The 19,692-nt window shown below is 47.0% G+C and carries 17 protein-coding genes; 11 read left to right on the top strand and 6 right to left on the bottom strand.

Features of this window, described 5'->3' with window-relative positions:
* Positions 1 to 5 precede the first annotated feature (5 nt).
* The 7 genes from icmH (at position 6) to LYZ37_RS23435 (ending at position 10,093) form a co-directional block, all read left to right on the top strand.
* Complete coding sequence (gene icmH / locus LYZ37_RS23465; protein ID WP_272788549.1) at positions 6 to 1,151, top strand: type IVB secretion system protein IcmH/DotU; 1,146 nt, start codon at positions 6 to 8, stop codon at positions 1,149 to 1,151.
* Between the two features lies 1 nt (position 1,152).
* Positions 1,153 to 4,602 carry a type VI secretion system membrane subunit TssM gene (tssM, locus tag LYZ37_RS23460; protein ID WP_272788548.1) on the top strand — a complete coding sequence of 1,150 codons (3,450 nt, stop codon included), beginning with the start codon at positions 1,153 to 1,155 and terminating at the stop codon, positions 4,600 to 4,602.
* A 2-nt stretch (positions 4,603 to 4,604) separates the two neighbouring features.
* The gene (locus LYZ37_RS23455; RefSeq protein WP_171322011.1) at positions 4,605 to 5,297 is read left to right on the top strand and encodes a protein kinase domain-containing protein; all 693 of its coding nucleotides are present in this window, start codon (positions 4,605 to 4,607) and stop codon (positions 5,295 to 5,297) included.
* Entirely contained in the window at positions 5,263 to 7,164 is a 1,902-nt protein-coding gene (locus tag LYZ37_RS23450) for a hypothetical protein (protein WP_171322009.1), read from the top strand. Before LYZ37_RS23455 ends, LYZ37_RS23450 begins: the two co-directional genes overlap by 35 nt.
* A 68-nt stretch (positions 7,165 to 7,232) precedes the next feature.
* Positions 7,233 to 9,224 (top strand): type VI secretion system Vgr family protein, encoded by a 1,992-nt coding sequence (locus LYZ37_RS23445; RefSeq protein ID WP_171322007.1) that lies wholly within the window; start codon positions 7,233 to 7,235, stop codon positions 9,222 to 9,224.
* Positions 9,224 to 9,787 (top strand): DUF6931 family protein, encoded by a 564-nt coding sequence (locus tag LYZ37_RS23440; RefSeq protein WP_004744251.1) that lies wholly within the window; start codon positions 9,224 to 9,226, stop codon positions 9,785 to 9,787. Before LYZ37_RS23445 ends, LYZ37_RS23440 begins: the two co-directional genes overlap by 1 nt.
* A gap of 9 nt (positions 9,788 to 9,796) precedes the next feature.
* The gene (locus tag LYZ37_RS23435; RefSeq protein WP_004744250.1) at positions 9,797 to 10,093 is read left to right on the top strand and encodes a PAAR domain-containing protein; all 297 of its coding nucleotides are present in this window, start codon (positions 9,797 to 9,799) and stop codon (positions 10,091 to 10,093) included.
* Between the two features lie 65 nt (positions 10,094 to 10,158).
* On the opposite strand, the gene LYZ37_RS23430 is transcribed toward LYZ37_RS23435, so the two are convergent.
* From LYZ37_RS23430 to LYZ37_RS23410, 5 genes are all read right to left on the bottom strand, one after another.
* A complete protein-coding gene (locus LYZ37_RS23430; protein WP_004744249.1) occupies positions 10,159 to 11,139 on the bottom strand; it encodes a GlxA family transcriptional regulator in 981 nt (326 codons plus the stop codon).
* A gap of 211 nt (positions 11,140 to 11,350) precedes the next feature.
* A complete protein-coding gene (locus LYZ37_RS23425; protein WP_069669800.1) occupies positions 11,351 to 11,833 on the bottom strand; it encodes a hypothetical protein in 483 nt (160 codons plus the stop codon).
* Positions 11,817 to 12,581 carry a winged helix-turn-helix domain-containing protein gene (locus LYZ37_RS23420; protein ID WP_272788547.1) on the bottom strand — a complete coding sequence of 255 codons (765 nt, stop codon included), beginning with the start codon at positions 12,579 to 12,581 and terminating at the stop codon, positions 11,817 to 11,819. Before LYZ37_RS23420 ends, LYZ37_RS23425 begins: the two co-directional genes overlap by 17 nt.
* A gap of 38 nt (positions 12,582 to 12,619) precedes the next feature.
* Positions 12,620 to 13,135 carry a hypothetical protein gene (locus LYZ37_RS23415; RefSeq protein ID WP_171322002.1) on the bottom strand — a complete coding sequence of 172 codons (516 nt, stop codon included), beginning with the start codon at positions 13,133 to 13,135 and terminating at the stop codon, positions 12,620 to 12,622.
* Entirely contained in the window at positions 13,110 to 13,832 is a 723-nt protein-coding gene (locus tag LYZ37_RS23410) for a winged helix-turn-helix domain-containing protein (RefSeq protein WP_272788546.1), read from the bottom strand. The genes LYZ37_RS23415 and LYZ37_RS23410 overlap by 26 nt, the downstream gene beginning before the upstream one ends.
* A 459-nt stretch (positions 13,833 to 14,291) precedes the next feature.
* Between LYZ37_RS23410 and LYZ37_RS23405 the strand changes: the two genes are divergently transcribed.
* The 4 genes from LYZ37_RS23405 to tpx all read left to right on the top strand — a co-directional run bounded on the left by LYZ37_RS23405 (position 14,292) and on the right by tpx (position 17,795).
* A complete protein-coding gene (locus tag LYZ37_RS23405; protein WP_230300142.1) occupies positions 14,292 to 15,707 on the top strand; it encodes an EAL domain-containing protein in 1,416 nt (471 codons plus the stop codon).
* A 130-nt stretch (positions 15,708 to 15,837) separates the two neighbouring features.
* Entirely contained in the window at positions 15,838 to 16,662 is an 825-nt protein-coding gene (locus LYZ37_RS23400; protein ID WP_171321998.1) for a winged helix-turn-helix domain-containing protein, read from the top strand.
* A complete protein-coding gene (locus tag LYZ37_RS23395) occupies positions 16,646 to 17,134 on the top strand; it encodes a hypothetical protein (RefSeq protein ID WP_272788545.1) in 489 nt (162 codons plus the stop codon). The genes LYZ37_RS23400 and LYZ37_RS23395 overlap by 17 nt, the downstream gene beginning before the upstream one ends.
* Before the next feature lie 160 nt (positions 17,135 to 17,294).
* Positions 17,295 to 17,795, top strand: a complete 501-nt coding sequence (gene tpx, locus LYZ37_RS23390) for a thiol peroxidase (RefSeq protein ID WP_272788544.1) — start codon at positions 17,295 to 17,297, stop codon at positions 17,793 to 17,795.
* Between the two features lie 280 nt (positions 17,796 to 18,075).
* Here the strand turns inward: tpx and LYZ37_RS23385 are convergent, their stop codons facing one another.
* On the bottom strand, positions 18,076 to 19,581 hold the full coding sequence (locus tag LYZ37_RS23385; RefSeq protein WP_272788543.1) for an aldehyde dehydrogenase family protein: 1,506 nt from the start codon (positions 19,579 to 19,581) through the stop codon (positions 18,076 to 18,078).
* Positions 19,582 to 19,692: the final 111 nt, after the last annotated feature.

The raw sequence follows: 19,692 nt of genomic DNA, 5'->3' as shown, positions 1-19,692 counted from the left end.
GTGAGATGGCGGGATTATTCAACGAAGAGCCAACGGTTCGCCTTCAACGTACGGCGAGCGAACAACCTCAAATACGGGAGCGAAGAGAAGCCCCAAATGTCGATACTTCAGGGACCGAACGATTAATCGAAGGGCTGACGGTCTACGGGAGTCCTTTAATGAATGCGGCGACCGAACTGCTCGGCATACTCGTCACCATACGTCGTCAAGGCGCTCCGAGAGATATCAACCGCTTTCGCCAACAGCTGTTAGGGGCGATCGAGGCGTTTCGTTTACGGGGTTTGCACTTGGACTATCACCCAAGTGTGATTGAGAAAAGCTGTTTTGTACTCTGCGCCGCTTTTGATGAAGCCGTGCTGTATACCACGTGGGGGGACCGGGCTCGATGGGAAAACCACTCTTTGTTGAGCAAAGTTTTTTCACAGCGCAACGGTGGCGAAGCTTTCTTTGTGTTGCTGGAAAAAGCGAGTCAGCAACCAGGCAAACTGGTGGACTTCATTGAGTTGCAGTATGTCTTACTGTCATTGGGTTTCAAAGGACGCTATCGCCATGGCGATGATAGTCAACTCTATGACATCACTGCCCGAGCTTACGGATTAATTCGCCACTATCGCTCTGAAACGCCAATGCCTGTGCCTCAAACGCCAGTGCTAAAGGAAGGGAAACGGCCGTGGCTAATGATCAGTATGGCGAAAACGATGGTGGCCACGTTTTTGCTTCTTGGGTGTGCGTATGGCTTTACAGAATATTGGTACCACAGCCGCAGTCAACCGCTGCTGACACAGTTTTCAGCCATCGACATGTCGGGCGTCAGTTTCAAGAAATCCAACAGTGATTTGGTGTATTTGAGTACGGATGATGATTTAGGTCGAGTGAGCGACACCCCTGATCTCCAAGACGAGAAAAAGGAAGAGCAAGTCGCAGCATTGGAATGGGAGATCATCTTAGCGGTGTTCTCTCGACCAAGTGATGCCCTTCGGTTGTCGTCTGAGCTTAACCAAGCGGGGTATGAGTCATTCACGCGGGAAAGCGAGCATGGTATCGAGCTGTATCTGGATGCAGGTGAAGACCTCAAAACCATACGTAAGTTGAAGAATGAGCTAAATGTTCGTTTTGGATTAAACGCCACAATCAAAAGAGCGCAGAAGTAAGATGGGTAAAAAGATATTGTCAATATTTGTGGTGATGAGTGCGCTGATGGGGACGCTTGCACTTTGGTTGTGGTTACCTGATGAACAGCCGGCTTGGATCAAGTGGGTCGCGCTGAGCCTTACCGCGGTAATTATGAGTGTGACGGTGATCTACTGGTGGCGCCAGCGGGCAAAGTCTAAAACGACGTCAGAAGAGCACGATCAGTCGGTCTTATTGAAGCAAGACACCAGAGTGATCGAACAGCTGTTTCGTCTGGCGGTCAAAAAAATACTGGGGCAAGGGCGCAACAAGCTTGACAGTTTATACCGTCTCCCTTGGTACTTGGTGCTCGGAGGTGAGCAAGACGCCAAAAGTTCGGTCTTGCTTCAAAATGGGTTTGAACCGATCAATGAACGCACCGAGCACGACAGTGATACCGAGCAGTACCTGCGCTTTTGGAGCAATGATCACGCGGTTGTCGTCGAAGTTGGTCATCGCATATTCGATAGTGAAGGCATCGACGATGCGTTGTGGGGCGTTCTTGCCAAACAGCTTTTAAAGTATCGTCCTCGCCAAGGTCTTAATGGGATCCTAACGGTGATTGGTTGTGAGCGTTTGGTCGTAACGGACAATAAAGAACGTTCAAAGTTAGCGGCGATCTACCAGGAAGCCATTTTATCAATGGGAGGGGCACTGGATCTGGTTCTGCCCGTCTATATGGCTTTTTCTAAAGCCGATGGCATTGCGGATTTCATCGATTTCTTTGAAGGCTTTACTGCTTGTGATTCTGAAAACCCTTTCGGCATTACTTGTGACTATGATGTGTCACGCCGCTATGACAAACATGACTTTGAGCAACAGAGTCACAAGCTGATTGAGGCGCTGGCCTTGCAACAGTTTGAACAACTCAATAATGCCAATGTGGACAAGGCGGAAGCGATACTCGCTTGGCCTTATCAGTTGAGAATTGTGTTTGAGCGGATCAATGAGCTTCTGAGCGAGATCGGTCGAGAGAACCGTGTGCGTGAAGCGGTTTGGCTCCGTGGCGCTTATTTAATGTCATCGGGGCAAAAAGGCATCAAGCATGACTTGTTAACTCACTCTGTCGCGGAGCGCGGAGAGTTCAATCGCCTCGAGACCAAAGAGCAGCAACCGAGTCGTCGTGGCTACTTTACGCAGCGAATCTTCAGTAAAGTCATACTTCCAGAGAAAAATCTGGTGGGCGTCAACGAGTGGCGACATGCGGGATATTTGGCTTTTCGTTCAGCGATCTTGGTCTCAATCATGGCGTTAATGGTGATTGGAGGCCTGAAGTTAAGGGATAACTGGACGGCGGATGAAAACTGGCGCAGTGCAGCTATCTCTCAGATTCGTTTCTACCAGTCGGATATCCAAGCATTAAGCCAAGACTATTCAATGTCTGATTTGGTGGCGGTCTTGGTTGAGTTGGGCGACGTTGTGATTGCTGGTATCCAACCTAAACCTTGGCATAAGCTCGTCAGTATCAAACAAGGTGAAACGGCAGAAACCATCTACAAAACGTACGAAAAACAGCTTCATCAAATCTTGTTACCGAAGTTAGAAGAATTGATCAGTAGCGAGTTGTATGTATACGTCAATTTGGGTAATCCAAGCCGAATCTTTGAAATTTTGCGTTACTACCAAATGTTGTTTGACCGCGACCAGCTCAACATAGAAGAGCTGCAAGCGTATCTAGTGGATATTCTGAAAGATCAGGGGGAATTATCTTCAGATGAGTTGGCTCAACTCTCTCTGCTCATCGAAGATTTGTTCAGTGGCGATTACGACCAACAGTTAGTGCCAAATCAAGAGCTGATCGCCGTTGCGACCAATAATTTGGAAGGGTTGTCGCCCGAACGTTTGATCTATGCGCGGATTAAAAGCATGCCCCAATACCGCACACAGGTGGATCTGCGCCGACAATTGGGTGAAAAGTTCGATAGCCTGTTTACGTTCTCTACCGGTTTCCATGGCTACTTAGTACCAGAGGTTTTTACCAAGCAAGGGTATGGCAAGCTTGACTTGACGGCTAAATCTCCTTTGTTGAGAGAGCTGATGGGCGAGTTCAAAGCGATCCAGGGCGACATGTCCGGGGCCTCTGTCGTGGAACTCACGGAACTGAGTAAGCAGATCCAAAGGTTGTACTTTGCCGACTATGTCTATTACTGGAAAGAAATGGTCAATAACATTGAGGTGAAGCCTTTTGCCGATGCCGCGGAGCTAAACTACGTCCTGCGCAATGTGAGGACACCGGCCAGCAGCCCATTGCTGGATGTTATGGAAGCGGTGGTCGTCAACACAACACTTGCGGTTGAAGAGCAACCAGATACCAAAGGACAAAAACGGGTAGCCAGTCAGTTGGGGCTGAAAAAAGCCAAGAAAGTGCTCAACAAAGCCAACAAAATCAATCGCGCGGTAGGCGACAAGCTACTTAGACTCCAGCCATCGTTTGTGGTGAATGAAGCCTTTTTACCGTTCTCTCAGTTTGTCAACGGAAGCGGAAAAGGGGCGACCCCTCATGATGAGCTGATTGTTGCGGTGACGGAGTTGACCAGTTTCTATGATACGGCGTTGACGAATGCTAATCCGGGGAAAGCATTTCATGAATATGCACTGGCTCATGCTCAGGGAAGTCGTGATCCGATCGTGAAGTTTCGTTTAGCGGGCAGCCAAGCACCAAGCCAGGTTGCAAGTTGGGTGCAAAGCATCAGCGAACAGGTCTGGGGACAAGTAGTGCAAGGAAGTGCTGACTATTTGAACACTCAGTGGGACGAACAAGTCTATCAATTTTACGCGGCGGCGATTGAAGGGCGTTTCCCATTCGCTCAGCATGGCCGGGGTGAGGTGAACTTAGATGATTTCAGTGCCTTCTTTAAACCCAGTGGCCGGGTTGACCAGTACATTGACCAATTTCTTAAGCCGTTCGTGTATTGGGATAATGGGCGCCTGAAAATCAATGAAGTGGATGGATTGACCTTACCGATCAGTGATTCGACACGAGCACAGCTCGAAAGAACGCGACAAATTACGCGTATCTTCTTCGGATCATCTGGGGGAGAAATGGCATTAACGATTGGCTTAAAAGCTCAATCAATGAGTACAGATGTCACGGAGTTTCGTTTACGAGATGCCCAAACACTCTTTAGCTACCGACATGGTCCACGGGTATGGCGTGATGTGACGTGGCCTTCGCTCGGCGGTGACGATCATCTTAGCGCTGAGTTTTTCAACGGAGACAATCGTCTGGCCGGGCAATCCTTTACGGGTCAGTGGGCTCTGTTTCGAGCCATGTTTAGTCGAAGCAGTCGTGCAACCACCAGTCGATTGGTGCGAACTCTGAATTATGACCTTGATGGTAACCAGATTGGTCTGGAGTTCTCATTGAGAGACTCCAATCAGAGCTTGGACAAGGCGGTGTTTTCACAATTCGCTTTGCCTAAGCAGTTGTAAACATGCCAATGGAAAGGGCGATAAATCAAGGAAGAGCGTTCGTTAATCGTAATGCTCTCCGAGTGCCCGCCGGGCACCAAACTCGGTACTGTCATGAGACACCCCACGAGTATATCAAGCAGTTTACCGCGCCAGCCGAGCTGGCGCGGGAATACTCGGCCTTGATTGATTGTCAGGGAGCGTGCGTTCAAGAGGTGTTAGGCGTCGACTGGTCTCATGGAATTTTACGACTGTCGTATGACCCGTGCGCCGTCACGCTAAGCCAGTTTACCTCAGCGGATCTTCCGACGTTTATTGCCATATTGCCACGTATTATTTCGGCCATTGAGCACTGTCACCACCGAGGGTGGGTGCACGGCGATATTAAACCATCGAACCTGCTCTATGTGCCTAAGAATCATCAAGTGCGCTTGATTGATTTTGGTGCCAGTCATCGCATGGGCACCCGCCGTGAAACATTCCGTCACTGGCAAGGAACCCCCATGTTTGCTTCGTCGGCACAGCTCAATGGAGAGGGGCGGGTCGAGGCGAGAGATGACTGGTATTCGCTTAACAAAATCATCGAGCAAGTCATGCCGTTGGAGCGTGACTATACAAGACGTACAGAATTGGAGCGCTTAGCTCAGCGTTTGTGTACGCGAATCAGCGATAGGAAAGTGTATGAAAAAGAAAAAGCTTGCGACCGAGAATCTTGACTTTGATGTCTCAACAATTAAGAGCAGCAGTGGGGAACTAAACGACAATTTAGGGTGTGCGATTGCCATTGAAAATTGGTTAACAAATCTGTATTCGGTGTGTAAGAAATCGCAGCGCGCTTTGCCGTTTTTAGAAAAAGCCATTGATCTGGTGTACTCGGAGGTGGAAGCTGAACTGTATCGAACATCCGGAGGTAAGGCTAGCGCCTATAGTGCAGCCGAAGTAGCGAAGCACCCGGTGTGGGATTTTTTTGTACAGCGCGTTACCAAAAGGTATGGCAGTTTGGTGCGGGTCGTGAAGCCGCACCGTTCGCCAACGGAATCAGTACGTTCCAAATTGATCAACCGTACTTTCTCTCAAATGCTTTACAACAAGAATCGCGTTCTTGAGCGTTCTAGCAACAGTATTCTGGCTTCGGGCGAGCTTGGCGTGCTTAAAGTTGAACTGCTGGATGCCCAAGTGGGGGCCTTAGTGGATGCCTACAACGGTCATCTAAAGCAAAATGATGAGCTGTGGCCTGCTTTAAACGAGCTGTTTCAAAAGCATGTGGGGACCTCGAGTAAAGCAGAAGGCTCAGTGAAGGAGGGCGGACCTGAAATCGATATCGCGGGCGACGTGTTTGCCGAGTATAAATTTGCGTACGAAAAGGTCTGGGACTTTGGCAAAATGCGCAACAAAATCAACCTTGCGATGGAGGTCGGTGCGCGTGGCGGCTTTAAGGGCAATGTGCATGCCAAGGTTGGTCAAGGGGGGTCGGCCGGTTTTCGCGACAAAAAGGTTGGTGAAGAGGCTGGGCGTAAACTAGCGTCGACCAAGTACACAGAAGATTACACGCCAGGTAAAGGGGTGGAAGTTAACAAAAAGGAAGACGCAAGCGACGACTCATTTGAAACGATGCAGTTGATCCCAGGCATTGACCTCGAAGTCAATGTTTCCTTAGCGGCTCAGGCTGGGTTGAGGTTAAAATTTGAACATGAACTCACTATTGGTGACTTCATGGAGATGAAAAACGAAGCGGACTTGTTTGCAGGAGCAAACGTCAAGGCCGAGTTTGTCGCAACGGCGAACACGGCAAACTATTTTGCGTCTGATGAGATAATCAAATTTAAGGCGGGAGCGAGCGCATTTGCGGGCGTGAAAGCCACAGGCAGCAGCTCCATTTCGTTTAAAGCGCGCGGCATTAAAATGGCGGGGGCGAGTGTGACGGGTTCCGTTTCGGCAGGCATCGGTGTGTCGGCTGCGGTTGAAACCATTGTAAAGAGCTCAGGAGATATTAGCTTTAAGGCGGGAGCTGGGGCGACGGTTGGTGTCGGTAGCAGTGTGGATTTTGGTACCATGGTGAACCCTATGCTGGTGAAAATCCTTCTCTGGGACAAATTAGGTCATCGTCTTCATTCACAACAAACCAAGCGAATCACCAACATTCAATACAACCGACAGGTCAATCAAATTGCTGTTAGTCGATGTCAAGACAACATTAGGACGGCAATGACCAATCTTGATCTGGAATATCGAACATTGGCTGAAGAACTGTGGCGGATCCCGACCTTCACCAATGTATCGACTCAAAATGAGGTTACTACGATACATGACGAGATCTCTCGTCCCAATCAACATGTGCTTGATCAATACTTAAAGACGTTGGGCGTGACAGATCACTTGCACATGGATGACGACGACGTTCTGCAAGCTGCTATTGATATCGATAATGATGCTCGAGAAGTCCAGGCTAACGCGGAGCGGGAGAAAGAGGCTAAGAAAGCTTTCTCGAAGAAGGGTAAGCGACTCAAAAGAGCTAACGCGATTCGCCGTAAGGCGGGGCCGTCTCCTGCAGGGTTGCTCGCGGTTCAGCCCCATACGGCTTAATCGCAGACCTGTGATGGCGGAAATGGATGTCCGCCTAACTATGATTGAATCAGTGGTTTAAAGTACATATGAGCAGTAACACAATACAACATCAATCTCGCCCACTTATAGCGACGTTATCGGACAATGAGGATTACATCGTCACTCATCTCACCGGAGATGAGACCGTGTCGCTTGGATCTAGGTTTGTTCTATCGCTGGTCGCCAGTGCAGAAGTGAATGTTAAAAACCTCGGTAAAGCAGTGCGGGTGATCTATTCACAAGCAGAAGAGAAGTTTCACTACACGGGGTTATGTAACTCAATCCAGTTCACAGGGTTCAGCAAAGAAAAACAGCAGTACTTTTATCAATTAGAAATGGTTGATCCGCTTTCTATTCTCGCGCATCGCGGCAGTCGTCAAATCTTTCAAAACATGACGACAAAGCAGATTGTTGAAGACATACTTAGGCAAGCTGACTTAAAAGGCTTTTTTCGTTTTAATGTGTCTGGCAGCGGAAAAAAACACGAATATTGTGTCCAACTGGATGAGTCGGATCAAGCCTTTATTCAGCGTTTGTTCGCCAGTGAGGGGTGGCATTATCACACTCAGCACTCATCGGGTAAGCCCTTGGTCTGCGTCGGGGATACCAACCAGCGTTTTAAAAAGATCGCGGCGCCAACACTGAGTTATCAAGTGGGAGCGCGTGAATCGAATCGTATGATCAGCCATTGGAGTGATTTGCGCCGTGTGGGTACGTCGACCGTGTCTTTTGCTGACCATCATCAGGCGAAAGGGGATGTTTTTGATAGCGGCGAACGTCAGACCGCCAGCGAAGCGTCACTAAAAACATTATCACGACAAGGCTATGCTTATGGTCATGATTCAAAAGCAGAAGCGCGTGACGCCGCCAAACGTCAGATGGAGGCGTTAGATTGCGACAAATTGGCATCGCAAGCGTCGTCGACCATTACTGCGTTGGTGTGTGGGTCTAAATTTACTCTCAGCGAGCATCCATTGAAATCTATGAACCAAGAATATCTGGTGACTAAGATTACGTATCAAATTGCAAGTGAAGAGTCCCGCAGCGACCTAACGTATCGCAATCAGTTTACCTGCATTCCTACTTCGGTGACTTATCGACCAGAAATACCGACAAAACCGCGTGTACACAGTTTGCATACCGCCACGGTGACCGGTCCTAGTGGCGAGGAGATCTATCGCAACAAATTGGGCGGTGTGAAAGTGCAGTTTCATTGGGATCGCAATGGCAAAGAGGACGAGAATAGTTCGTGCTGGTTGCCGGTGTCTCAAAGCTTGGCCAGTAAGGGGTTCGGAGCGCAATTCACGCCTCGCGTGGGTGACGAAGTTCTCGTTCAATATATTGATGGCGATCCGGATCGTCCTGTGATCACTGGCTCGCTTTATCACCAGAATAGTACCCCTCCATACAGCTCTGCGACTCAAAGTGGCATCAAAACTCGAACTACACCAAACGGCAGCAGTAAACAGGGCAATGAACTGCGTTTTGATGACCAAAAAGACAAAGAGCACGTGTATTTGCATGCCGAAAAAGATTTTGAGATTGAGGTGACAAACGATGGCCTAACCTCGATTAAAGGCTCAAAAACGACTCAGGTGGAAAAGACGGTCGCTATGGCAGCCAAAGAAGGGATCACGATAGAAACAGAGCAAACGCTGGTGGCTAAAAGCAAACAAAACTGGACGGGCGATAGTGGTCAAGACTTGGCACTAAAAGCGGCGTCCAATATTGCTCTTGAGGCAAAGTCGAACGTTTCTGTTGACGGTCAACAGGTCTCTATTACGGGTAAGAGTAAAATTGAACTCAGTGTCGGTGGAAGCAAAATAGAAATCAGTGCGAGCGGGATAAAGATTGATGCTCCGCAAGTCTCGATTGCGGGCAAATCGAAGGCGGAAGTTAAGGCCACGATGTTGGCTTTAGAAGCACAGGGCAAAGCCGATCTCAAAGGCAGCCTTGTTTCGATTAACGGTAGTCTGAGTACTCAGGTAAAAGCGGGAGCAATGGTACAAATACAAGGGGCGATTGCTAAGGTAAACTGATGACATTAATTAAAATTCCTCATGATGATGTTCAAGAGATCTTTCGTGCCTATGAGCCGAGTCCGGAAATATTAGAACTGGCGACGGCCCCTATTGCGCCCGCAAAGTTGATTGCTGAGGCGACGCACAGGGCACTGTTTTCTGATGCAGTCATGTTCATTGCTCATGCCTTACCAATACGCGAATCAGTGTGGTGGGCGGTGTGTTGCGCTGACACGCGTATGGATTGGAATGAAGATGAAACTAATGCCGTACGCGCTGCGCGTGCTTGGGTGCATACGCCGGATGAAACCAGTCGCCGATTTGCTGAGCAAATGATCGATAAAGCGGGCTTAGATACCGGCGCTGGATGGGTAGCTCAAGCGGCATTCTGGAGTGGTGGTAGTATGATTAAACCAGAGGATCCTGTAGTGCCCCCGCCTCCGTATCTGTATGCTCAAGCGGTAGCAGGAAGCGTCAATCTTTGTGCGGTTCTCCCTGATGGTGAGCACGCACAATCACGATACCATGAATTTATCGACATGGGCCTGAACATTGCTTCAGGTGGGAATGGAAAACGCTAGTAGAGAGTCATGTTACCAGCCGCTAGAGCGACGGACATGCATGTGTGTCCAATGCAAACCCCCGCTGTTGTACCGATCCCACATGTGGGAGGGCCACTACTACCGATGCCGAGTACGGTATTGGTGGGTAACCTCCCGGTAGCGACACTTGGTCAAATGTGTGTTTGCGTGGGTCCACCTGACAGCGTGGTAAAAGGCAGCGCAACGGTTTTAGTGAACAATAAGCCCGCAGCAAGAATGGGCGACCTGACTGCACATGGAGGAACCATAGTGATGGGGATGCCCACGGTCTTAGTGGGGGGCTAAGCAGCCATGGGCATCTTAACTAAGTCTTAAGCCGCTATGGCGGCTTAACACCAGCGTCTTTGTCACTATGCGCTCGCGCATAGCTGGGTGACTTTACGATACTGCGTTGGCGTCATTTCATGGAACTTGCGAAATAACAGCCGGAAATGATTCGTATCGCTGTACCCGACTTGCTGGCAAATTTGATCGATATTTAACTTGGTGGTCTCCAGTTTTTCTCTTGCAATCGCGATACGAATTCGCTGAATGTAATTCATGGGAGATTCTCCAGTTGCTGCTTTAAAACGACGTTTCATTTGTCGTTCGCTGAGAAAACTCTTTTCTGCACACAGGGCAACAGATAGGGCGCTGGGCTCTGCATCATGCATCCAATCCTGCAATCCATGGATCAGTTCATCACTGTGTTGACGGTATTGGGCAAAGCTGGTTAAACATAGGGGCTGGTTCGAAAAATTGCCTCCCATGAATTGTTCGCATTTTTCGCGATGGGCAGCACCGAATAAGGCATCAATCAATAAGATTGTTGCTTCATAATATTCGCGAATGCCCGAGGTGCAAATAAAAGGCCCGTCATGGGTGACATTGCGATGCGGCATGAGCTTGACGTCCGGATAGAGATGGCGGAAACGCTCGACTTGGACCCAATGCGTGGTGGCACTGCGTCGGTTTAAAACCCCCAGTTCTGCCAAAAGAAACGCTCCGGTACACATACAGATGACATATTTACATTGAGCGATTTGCTTTTTTAACCATTGTTTCATGTCATCCGGTAACTGGTAACTTCTAGAATCGGGCTCTCCACAAGAGCCAATCAAAACGATGTCTGCATCGTTGACCGTTGGCCAATGCGTGATGTTTGACAGTGTAAAACCAGCGAACGACGCTATTGGACCTTGGTGAGGAGAAACGTAGCTGATCTCAGGCGCTGGGTGTCCGGCCAATTGAGCGGCAATAGTGAGCATTTCGAGCGGTCCAGAGATCGCCGTAGTTGGCATTCCTTCTAGTAATAACGCTGTAATTCTCAAAGGCTGTAATGGAGTAAGCATGACATTTCTGACCAAGTTGCGGTGTCTGATATGGCCATACTATGTCGCCAATTCGGTCAGAATCCTAATGAACAAATGCGAAATTATCGGTTCATGTCATTTCATAGTGATTTTAAATAACAATTTTAAGTGTCTGATAAGTAATGATATTAATTTAAACAAAAGTGGTTATAACGATTTATGTTGAAAGAATTAGGTTAATTACTCTAATTTATTGGTCTGCCGTTATGCACTGAACGCTGCTAGTAAGTAAACTGACATAACAAAAGTTATACCTGTCTTGGTAGAGGGTTTGGAAGAACTGCTGAACTGGTTGGTCAATTAAATGAGCTTCAGTGACGTCAGGCTCGACACTGGGAGTGTAATCTTTGGAGTAAGAAGGGCTGCTGGTAGAAAACAAGTTGTCTCCCCAAAAATAGACTGATGAGTAGAGCTTGAGTGTTTTTTTGTCACCCTGTGAGAGAAAGCTGGAATGGAGATCGTGCCGTCCGTACCAGTTTTGATCGACAGTATAAAATTGCTTGAATGCTTCAATTCCAGACGAGCTATAGGTCGAGCCGTGTGCAAACATGAGCGTATTGTAACGCTCCGTCAGGAACGCAGGGTGATGTTTTGCGTTAAGAACGCCAATTATGGCAAACACACCGAGGTTGGTCACAATGAGAGCAACAATCCATTTACTGGCATAATTCACGAATGGCCTCCTTACGTTGGGAAGTCGAATAATCTCGACTGAAGCTCAAGTTTTGTGTGCTGCGTTCACGAAGTGTTGACGAGGTGTAGATACAAGAGATGTAGTATTGCGCTGGGTTCTCAGAAAGATAAATCATCAAGACATTTTCGGGGTAGGTGTCTTTGATGGCCTCATACTCTTGTGTACCGACGTCAGTGTTTGGGAAAAAATACGTGATGCCGAGATAAGTTCTTTGCTGCCAAATTTGTCGGGCAGTGAAGGCGTCAATGTAGAGAATACGAATTAACCACGATAAGGCAAACACGAGGAGTATCGATAAACTGGTTATTGTCAGTTTCGTCGCGAGCTTGGTTCGCGCAGGGGGGACGTTCGTTGCACTGACTGTTGGTGAGACCGAACTTGGTGTGTGAGGGAGGAGCTCCTGACGGTTGTCAGAGAAAGTTTCCGCAAAGGTGACGACGCCTTCAACCAGCAGGTAGCCTTGTTTTGGAACGGTTTTGATAAACTGTTGCTCGCGGCCCGTATCCCCAAGAGCTAAGCGGAGTTGAGCGATGGCTTGCGGCAGGTTGGCGGGGGAGACCACTCTCTCTGGCCAGGCGCTATGATTTAGTTTGTCTTTCGACACTACTTGACCAGGGTTTTCCACCAACAGTTTGAGGATCTGGCAGTCTGTCGATTTTAGCTTGCGACTCTCTTGAGTTTGGTTGTTAACCAGTTGTCTTCTTTCGGTTGGGTTAAAGGTCCACATTTTTCCTTCATTCAGTATTATCTGTTCTCGGCGAAACACTACATTGCCAATCGTTCGTCTTTTAAACCAATGTCAACACACTGGACGGATTGGTTTGACAATTGGATATAGCAATAGAGGGAGTCACTTTGCTCTAACACTTGGAATGCCTCATCCCCACCATCAAACAGTACGTGTTGTTCGGGGGGATCGAAGTACTTTGTTTCATCGGCTTCAACGAGCTGATTGATGTACTTAATCGAATACAAAGCTTGAGGCCAAAAGGTGATCAAAAACTGAGTTTTTAGCTTTTCACCACTGTCAAAGTGAATCGTTGTCAGCAAAATAAATCGGTTGAAGACATAGGGAATGAGCTGGTAATCGATATTTCTCGCGATCTTGTCGGTCGGCTCGACACCATAAGTTAAAATGGTCTTTTTGATGGTCGTGTGTGGGTTGAGCGCAAATGTGGGTATCGCTAGATGGGTATTAACGACTAATTGAAGCGGTAGCATAAGCAGCAGAACGCAAACACTGACGAGAAAAAACTTATTGGCATTCTTGTAATACTTCATCACGGATGATCTCGATTGGGCGTTCAATATCGATGGAGAAGTTGACACTTTTCCGCTCAGTTGTCTTTGCTTCACGACGGACACAACTGACGTAAATACGGGTTCCATTAGAGGAGATATAGAAGTCCACGTTCTTTGCCAACGCTTGCCCTGCTAAGGCATCCATTAACTGTTGTGTATGAGGATCATTGTACTCAACAAAAAAGGCGTTGTTTTCTGTGGTCAGTTTGAGCACATCAATGGCTTGTGCTTGTTTGGGAGGCACAAAGAGAAACCAAAACAAGGCGAGATTAACGACAAGGAGAAACACACACACACCTACCTGCCAATTTCGAAACGAATCAGCGCTGAGGATTTGTTCGGATTTAGGGTCGGCAACATTTGGCAATTCATCGACCAATGTGATCATGTTCCCGACCATAAAATAGCCTAACTTTGGTGCGGTACGGATAATACGTTGCTCCTCAACGTTATCGTCTAGAGCTTTTCTCAGTGAAGCGATGGTATTGGTGATACTGGTGTCGGAGACGAATTTCTCTTTCCAAACAAAGCGGTGTATTTCTTCTTTACTCACGACGCGATCGGCATTGGCAATGAGCAATTTCAGCATCTGACATTCAGAGTGCGTTAATCGTTTTTCTTGTCCCGTTTCCCTATCACGAAGCTGAATTTCGTTTTGAGGCCTAAATTCCCACATCAGTGTTGCTCAATCTCGTTCATCATCACCAACAATATGTGGCTGATTTGACTCGGTAATATGTCCTATTTGGTGGTCGCTTTTGAGGGTGGCGACCGACATAATTGCCCGCCTACTGCCTATATACTATTACATTATAACAGCAGTATATGAGGAGTTTGTAATCCCGCAAGTACTATTTTGCGGATAACCTAGCAAATAATAACTCGAGTAATCACTGAAAAGAGTCATCTATATCTTAGATTTCACTGATCAATGCTGACAATAATGTTATTTACGCCGTTTTTCCTACCAATTGAGTGAGGAGAGGCGCTCGTGCGCGTTGCTATTGATAAGAACGTTCGTTGAAGGTCGCTAAATTCGAAATGACGTGAAGAAGAATAATAGAAATACTCACGTCAAGTTATGAGGGCAGCAGGTTTTGCTGACCATTGCCATTTTGGGGGACACTTGGAATTTTTGTCTATATCAGGACCGTTTATTATTTTTGGTCTACTTGCAACATTATGTATCGTTCTCGCTCATCGCGTTATCCGCGAAAAAGAAACCACGTCGTTTTTTATGCAACGACTCAAACGAGAGCAGCAAAAACAGAAAGCGAAACATTTTTTCTGTGAGGAGAATAAACTCCCAAACATCAATTACATTCAAGACAAGTTTTGCAAAATCTACGAGAGAAAAGAAAACATACAAAGTGTGATACATATTATCTGCGTAGGTCGTACTCCTGATTACTACCGCTTTTTTGATCAGAGAACCGCTAATGCCATTAAATCGGAATTGCATAACACGTTGAGCAAAACACTTTCACCGAGCATTATTGGCTTGTTTGAAGACAAGTACATTGTGCTCATTTTTACGAAGAATTCCGTTTGGCAACATGAGCAAATCCTTGAGCAGCAGCAATTGCTGAAGCGTACTTTGCCTTCAGAAAAAACCATCAAAGGTAAAGTGCTTCCGTTTGAATATGCCATTGCCAGTATGGACATCTCTAGCAGAGATTTGCATCAGTCCAAAGACCGAATTTTCCGACGCATTGCCTTTGGTGTTTCTCAATCACTAAAACAGGCGGATGGGTTGTACATCTATCGTGATAAGGACTACAGCCTAAATTTGATGAAACGTGCCACGATACACGCCTTGCATCAAGACGTTCGTCAGGGTGGGGATCAATTTGAGCTCTATCATCAACCGATATGCTATAGCTTAAACACTTCGCAAGTCTACGCTGCTGAGGTGCTATTGCGTTGGAAGCGAAGTGAGTATGGCGGTCCAGGGGTGTTTATGCCATTGGTCGCGCAAGAGCCTCCTCTGCACTACTCATTGACTTTGATGATCATTAAGAAAGTCGTCAGTTTCATCAGTAACCCAGAGCACAATTTTCCCGATATCAGTATCAACATCAGTAACTCGGATCTGAGCATGATGGATTTCTATGCTGACGTGATGTCGGCCACTGAAAACTTCCCTGAGCTGCGCAGTAAGATTATTTTTGAGATTGTGGAATACTGCGATTTCTTTGAAAGAAAGCACACCCGCGACAATCTCTTAGCGCTGAAACAAGCCGGCTTCCGATTTGCTATTGATGATTTTGGTAGTGGTTATTCAAATTTTGCCTTGTTGTCCAAAAAATATTTCGACTTCATTAAGCTTGATAAGTCTCTGGTTAAAGACAGTGAAACCAATGTGACGGCCAGTGAAACACTGAAATTTATGGTTAAGTTGTGCGAGCGCATTGGTGTTGGATTGATCATTGAAGGGGTCGAAGAAGCGTCACAGATGAAGTTCTTACCGAAGAAGTCTCACGTTTACCTACAAGGGTATTTGTTCTCGCGTCCTAAGAGGATGAAAGGTGACTTGACGCTAAATGGTTAAGGAAGAATAGCGCTTAACAAGATTTGCCCGTTTTGGCGTAGAGAGTCGCAGTGATGCGTCATTCACGCTGAGCAAGCTGACGTCTTCAGGGAGGGAGGGCGTCGTCGGCTATTGTAGATAGGTAATTAATTTGAATGTACAGATACGATCGCAGTGCAATGCGCTTTGGCAGTTGTACCCGTTTGCCAGAGAACAATTGGTCAACGTAAAAACGCGACAAGCTACCAAGCTGAAGGGACCGGACTGCAGAGTCTTGGAAGTTTTGATTGAAAATAAAGGACAAGTGGTGTCCAAACGAGAGATCCTCAAATCAGCCTGGGGCGAGCGAGTGGTTTCTGATGCCAGTTTGACGCAGAGCATTGCGCAGATAAGGTTAGCGTTGGGGGACAACGGGAAGGAGCAAAAATACATCAAAACGTTGCCCTCTCAGGGCTACTTACTGTACGACAATGTCGTGGAAATGGCGGACTCTGAGTGGGAGATTGAGCCCGGTGCATCGGATGGTGAAAGCGAACATGTTCTCCGGCCGAGTGTGCACAATCTGCCCCAACTCTCTGTAAGAACCCCCACCTTTAACAGGAAAGTAAAGTGGCTATTGTTACTTTTGTTGATGATGTTGTTTGTGGCGCAACTGAGTGGGATCGTCAATCGATTAAGCTTCGATTGGAACCTCCAAGTTGATGATTGGGTGAATGTTAAAAGGGCGTCGGTAAATTTTCTGTACCAGCGAGAGCCAGCAAGCGAAAAACTATATCATTATTTAAGTTCGGAAAAGCGATTAACGGGCTACCAACAACCCCTTGATTTGGTGATTTCTACCGGAGTAAGTAATTACTACGTATCCTGTCTCTATCTTAATGACCACACGGGCGCCGATGACGTAAAGAATTTTACTTTTTCATTGCAGGAAAGCTTTTACTTTATCGGAGGGATGATCAATGACCTCTGTCGATAAGTGGCTAAAGCGCCTCGCACTTATGGTCACTGTGACTGCGCTGGCTAATGCAGGATTAAAATATCGAGACGTTCCTCCCTTTATGAAAGGGGCGAACACCCACCTTTACTACAGTAATAATGTTAACGTCAAAATGAACGGTGATGTGACTTTTTACGAAGACTATCATACGTTGTTTTATCGCCTATTTTTCAACAAACGCTCGTTTTCTAGTCGATCTATCTATGGCGAGGAGCGCGATTTGTACTTCAGCTACTATGCGGATTTTTACAGCAACAACCTGATGCTGTTTTCTGACTTCTCGATGCCAGAAGGCCTAGTCGCGGAGAACAATTATATAGAGGTCGAAGCGCATGCGCTTCGGCGTTTGAGTAATGAAGTTATTCAAGTTATCTACAGTAATGCGCGCGTCCTATGTTACACCAAACTGCTAGAAGGTGGCGTAAAGTGTATGCTCCGAAGAAAAGCATAATTGCCTTTTAATCAATACCTTATTGACTAACTCTGTCTGATTCACAAATGTTTAGATTAGTTCATTTGTCGATGAACGGCGTTTTTGGAACAGTGCGGGCTTCGTTCGTTATCTTTTGACGGCGAAGACAAAACTAAAAAACTAAAAACGAGAGGTAATCATGTTAGTCACTTTCTTAGGTAATCCAGTTCAACTGGCTGGTGAGTTTGTTACTGCTGGACAAATGGCACCGAATTTCACTCTTTGCGATAAGGAGTTGAACGATTTTGGGTTAGAAAGATTTAAAGGGAAACGCATCATTCTCAATATCTTCCCAAGTGTGGATACGCCAACGTGTGCAAACAGTGTACGAGCGTTTAATACCGTAGCCGATTCACTGCAAGGGGCAGAAGTGGTTTGCGTTTCTGCGGATTTACCGTTTGCGCTTGCTCGTTTCGTTGATGAAGAGAAGCTCAGTAATGTGGTGATTGCATCGTGTTTTCGCTCGCCGACATTTGCCGCTGACTACGGTGTTGCGCTTAGTGAGGGGGCTCTGAGAGGCCTGACGTCACGTGCTGTTGTGGTTTTGGATGAAGAAAGTCACATCTTGCACGCCGAATTGGTTAAGGAAATCAGCGAAGAGCCGGATTATTCTGCCGCCGTACGCGCTATTCAGGGATAAGTCACTTAAGTTTTGACCGGCTAGCTAACTCACTGCGTAGCGACTGACTGGTCAACCTGCTCTCTTCAGATGACCTGACTGGAGAGAGCCTTCCCCTTTATTTCCCTACTGTGTTGGCTCGTTGATTTGTTGATAAGTTAACTTAGTCGTTGGTTCTGCTGCTGTGCCGTGGACCCATGATCGTGCGCGGTTCGAGGCCAATCAAGACAGAGGCGTTACCTTATGTTTTGTTCGGATAAAATGCCCGGCAATGCGCCGGGCAAGTGGGGGTGCGAGCTCGTTAGAAGAAACCCAGCGGATTGACGCTATAACTGACAATCATGTTCTTGGTATTTTGGTAATGACCCAGCATCATTTTGTGTGTCTCGCGACCAATACCTGATTTTTTGTACCCGCCAAACGCAGCGTGGGCTGGGTAAGCATGGTAGCAGTTGACCCAGACACGACCCGCTTCGATTTGACGAGCCATATGATATGCAGTGTTGTTGTCTCTAGTCCAGATCCCTGCCCCTAAACCGTATTCGGTGGCGTTAGCGATCTCAAGTGCCTCGTCTACCGTTTTGAATGTGGTAACCGCAACGACCGGGCCAAAAATTTCTTCTTGGAAAATTCGCATCTCGTTGCTGCCTTTTAGCAGTGTCGGTTCGATGAAGTAACCATTTTCCTCGTGACTGTTACCACCGACCAGTAGCTCTGCCCCTTCATCTAACCCAAGTTGAATATAACCACGAATCTTGTTGAACTGCTCTTGTGACACTTGGGAACCAACTTGAGTGTCGGTATCTAATGGGTTGCCTTGAACAATGGTCTTCATTCGTTCGATAAGTTTCGCCATAAAGCGATCATAAATCGACTCTTGAATTAATAAACGAGAAGGGCAGGTGCATACTTCACCTTGGTTGAAAAACGCAAGGAGGACACCTTCAACACATTTATCGACATAGCTGTCTTCGTGATCAAAAATATCAGCCATGAAGATGTTTGGTGACTTGCCGCCTAGTTCAACTGTTGATGGGATCAAGTTGTCTGCCGCACATTTGAGCACCTGTTGGCCGACTTCGGTTGAACCTGTAAATGCAATCTTAGCAATACGTTTGTGTGTTGCCAGTGCTTGACCTGCATCAGCACCAAAGCCGTTGACAACATTGATAACGCCGGCAGGAAGCAAATCGTCTAGCAGTTCCATCATTACCAGGATGGAGGCCGGTGTTTGTTCTGCGGGTTTTAACACCACACAGCAACCTGAAGCCAACGCCGGAGCCAATTTCCACGCTGCCATTAACAACGGGAAATTCCACGGGATGATTTGACCCACTACCCCAATAGGTTCAGGAAAATGGTAAGTGGTCGTTTGATTGTCTAGTTCAGCGGCTGTGCCTTCTTGAGCTCGAATACAACCTGCAAAGTAGCGAAAATGATCCACCACTAACGGCAAATCAGCGGCTAAGGCCTCGCGAACAGGTTTACCATTGTCCCAAGTTTCCGCCACGGCCAGCATTTCGCTGTTGGCTTCAATGCGATCGGCAATTTTTAGTAGCAGGTTTGAGCGTTCTGTAACGGAAGTTTTAGACCACGTTGCCAGTGCTTTGTGCGCAACGTCTACAGCGAGGTCGACGTCTTCTTTCGTCGACGCAGGGACTTGACAAAACTCTCGGTTATCCACTGGTGAAGTGTTTGAAAAATATTGCTCTTTGACAGGGGATACCCATTCCCCACCTATATAGTTGAGGTACTTTTTCTTAAAATGAATAATAGCACCATCTGTATTTGGCTTTGCGTATAACATTATGCTTACCCTCAAATTTATCGGATTCAAATTCCGTAGAAAATTATCCAGTATTTGTTAGGTAATAAAATATTAAACCTGTTTTATACATGCTTTTTGTGGATTTTAAGT

The sequence above is a fragment of the Vibrio tubiashii genome, assembly GCF_028551255.1.
Taxonomy (GTDB): Bacteria; Pseudomonadota; Gammaproteobacteria; order Enterobacterales; family Vibrionaceae; genus Vibrio; species Vibrio tubiashii_B.
The sequence above is the reverse complement of the archived record's forward strand: the minus strand, read 5'-3'. Positions and strand labels throughout refer to the sequence as shown.